Consider the following 2,982-nt stretch of genomic DNA (forward strand, 5'->3'; position numbering starts at 1 on the left):
ATTTGCCTATCTGAGGATCGAAATCTGGTTTACCAATTATGATTGAATTTGCTGCCTGCCCGGCAACGTTTGAGCCGCGATCGGTAAGCAGGTAAAGCACATCTCTCTGAGCCGGATCTGCTGCAACTGCCGAACCAAAGCCCCCATTGTATACTTTAACACCATTAGCAGTAGTAAAAAGCACAGCCGGATTTTGAGCTTCGGCCATATCCGGATACTTGAAAGGTATTATCTTGTGATCGTCATGGCAGGAAGAAAAGATCACCGCAGATGCCGCGATGACGCCAAGTAGTTGTTTTTTCATTGATAAGATCGATTAGTTTTTACAAAAGAACCGGCCACGTGTAAACCTATTGTTAATTCTATAACAATAATTTAACACAAGAGAACAATTAAAACATTTTGCTGAAAAAAAAATTAAAAAAAAAATTAAATCAATGTTTCCATTCCTTTAAATGCTCATCAGACTGATACTCATAAAGTTTCCTGTTTAAGCTATCGATATACACCCAACTATCAGAAGCGTAAACAACGCCATCTCCATTATTATGGTCATGCCCTACATTATAAACAAAATAGGTGATTGCATCTCTCTTTTCTGTTCGGTCAAACACCCATTCTTCATGAACAGATGTATCGCTGAGAGATGATTTTATTAAATCATTGTCCGAGTGTTTAATATAATCAACTATCAAAGAATCTCTCCAATTATAGCCTGTTAAACTATCGTCAGGCTTTGAAATAACCGTTGCTGGTTTTGATAAACTTAGCAGTGTATCGGCTTTAGTTATTTTAGCGGGTTTCTTTTCTGCCTGCCTGCAACCCATAAACATTAGCAACAAAACTGTAAATAAAACAGGCGTCTTCATTCGATAAGATTTAGGCTGCCAAAGTAAAAACTTAAATAACACTTTGCAATAATTATGTTACTTACCAATATCATTTCGGATAAAACGTATTACCCCACCTGCTTTTTCATATTTTAGACCTTATGAAACACATTTACCAGTATACCTGCAACAACCTATGGAACAGGACAAAGCCTCTTGTTCTTGGCATGCTGCTTTGCAGCGGCATAGCTTCGGCCCAATCAAACAACCCTGTTATTAACAGCATTATGACTGAGGAAACCACCAACTCACAGCTGGAAAAACTGGCGCATGAGCTGTTTGATGGTATCGGTCCGCGTTTAGTTGGTACACCGCAGATGAAACAGGCCAATGACTGGGCGGTAGCTAAATATAAAAGCTGGGATATCCAGGCTAAAAACGAAAAGTGGGGCGAATGGCGCGGCTGGGAACGCGGCATCTCGCATATTGACATGGTATCGCCAAGGGTAAAATCATTAGAAGGCACCCAACTGGCCTGGAGCCCCGGCATGGGCAAAAAAACCACCGCTGCCGAGGTGATCATCCTGCCGGATGTGGCCGATTCTGTGGCTTTTCAGCAATGGCTGCCCAATGTTAAAGGCAAGTTTGTGATGATCTCCATGCTCCAGCCAACTGGCAGGCCTGATTATAACTGGCAGGAATTCGCCCTTAAAGAGTCTTTTGATAAAATGAAGGCCGACCGTACAGCCCAGACCGATGCATGGAAAAAACGCATCAGCAAAACCGGCTTCACCAATAAAACTTTACCTGTAGCATTAGAAAATGCAGGCGCAGCAGGCAGTTTGACCAATAACTGGTCGGCAGGGTTTGGGGTTGATAAAATTTTTGCTGCTTATACCAAAATTGTCCCTACGGTTGATATTTCGCTGGAAGATTACGGCATGTTATACCGCCTGAGCGAATCGGGCAACAAACCGGTGATCAGTATCCATTGCGAATCAAAAGAGTTAGGCGTAGTGCCAACGTTCAATACAATCGCCGAAATCAAAGGCTCTGAAAAACCAAATGAGTACGTAATGCTGAGCGCTCATTTTGATTCATGGGATGGCGGCACCGGTGCTACCGATAACGGTACAGGCACCCTCACTATGATGGAGGCCATGCGTTTGCTAAAAAAATTCTACCCGCACCCAAAACGTACCGTACTGGTAGGTCACTGGGGCAGCGAAGAAGAAGGCCTGAACGGCTCACGTGCTTTTGTTGAGGATCATCCCGAAATTGTGAATAATCTGCAGGCATTGTTTAACCAGGATAACGGCACAGGCCGTGTAGTAAACCTTACCGGCCAGGGCTTTGTTGAGGCTAAAGATTATTTAAGCAGATGGCTTGCCGCTGTGCCCGACACCATCAAGAACAGGATTAAAACAAACTTTCCGGGCCAGCCGGGAGGAGGCGGATCTGATTTCGCTTCGTTTGTGACCGTTGGTGCGCCGGGCTTTTCTTTAAGCTCGCTTAACTGGTCGTACGGATCATATACATGGCATACCAATCGTGATACTTATGATAAAGTTGTGTTTGACGATTTGAAAAACAATGCCATTTTAGCCGCTATCATGGCTTACATGGCCAGCGAAGACCCGCAGAAAACCGTTAACACCAAAACGGAAGGTATTAAATGGCCTGCACAGGTTAAAGCAACACGCCGCGGCGGATTGGATAAGTAGACTGAAGATGAGAGACTGTAAAATAACTTTGCTGGCGCTCTTGCTGATGCTCTTTAACTTTAGCCTTAAAGCACAGGAAAACAATAAAACCAAATTTGTGCACCCTGGTATTTTAAATACCAGGGCCAGTTTGGACCTCATCAGCGCCCAGCTGAAAGCAGGTGACACTATGCGAACTGCGGCATATCAAAAAGTGCTTGATTTTATTAAAGATCATGAATACCCGGCTTCGTTTCCATCAACCATCGTAGTAGGTTCAAATGGTGCAACATCACCGTCAAAAACGCAGATCAGGAAGGATTGCGAACTGGTTTACGCCTTTGCATTGGCCTGGGCTGCTACCGGCAATGCAGACTACGCTAAGAAGGCAATCGGCTTACTGAATGGATGGGCTTACGCTTTTAAGGATTATGGTCTGCTGGCGGGAA

The 2,982-nt window shown here is 44.1% G+C and carries 4 protein-coding genes; 2 read left to right on the forward strand and 2 right to left on the reverse strand.

From position 1 onward, the window contains the following. Positions 1 to 304: hypothetical protein (locus VF500_RS06375; protein ID WP_330858864.1), on the reverse strand; the 304-nt coding region annotated here is incomplete at its 3' end. A gap of 130 nt (positions 305 to 434) precedes the next feature. Next, the gene (locus tag VF500_RS06380; RefSeq protein WP_330858865.1) at positions 435 to 869 is read right to left on the reverse strand and encodes a hypothetical protein; all 435 of its coding nucleotides are present in this window, start codon (positions 867 to 869) and stop codon (positions 435 to 437) included. A 122-nt stretch (positions 870 to 991) separates the two neighbouring features. On the opposite strand from VF500_RS06380, the gene VF500_RS06385 reads away from it, so the two are divergent. Both VF500_RS06385 and VF500_RS06390 read left to right on the forward strand, forming a co-directional pair. Beyond that, the gene (locus VF500_RS06385; RefSeq protein ID WP_330858866.1) at positions 992 to 2,554 is read left to right on the forward strand and encodes a M20/M25/M40 family metallo-hydrolase; all 1,563 of its coding nucleotides are present in this window, start codon (positions 992 to 994) and stop codon (positions 2,552 to 2,554) included. Positions 2,555 to 2,561: 7 nt separating this feature from the next. Then, positions 2,562 to 2,982, forward strand: a 421-nt coding sequence (locus VF500_RS06390; protein WP_330858867.1) for an alginate lyase family protein, incomplete at its 3' end; no start/stop codon positions are given.

The sequence above is a fragment of the Mucilaginibacter sp. genome (genome assembly GCF_036383575.1).
In the GTDB taxonomy this organism is placed as follows: Bacteria; Bacteroidota; Bacteroidia; order Sphingobacteriales; family Sphingobacteriaceae; genus Mucilaginibacter.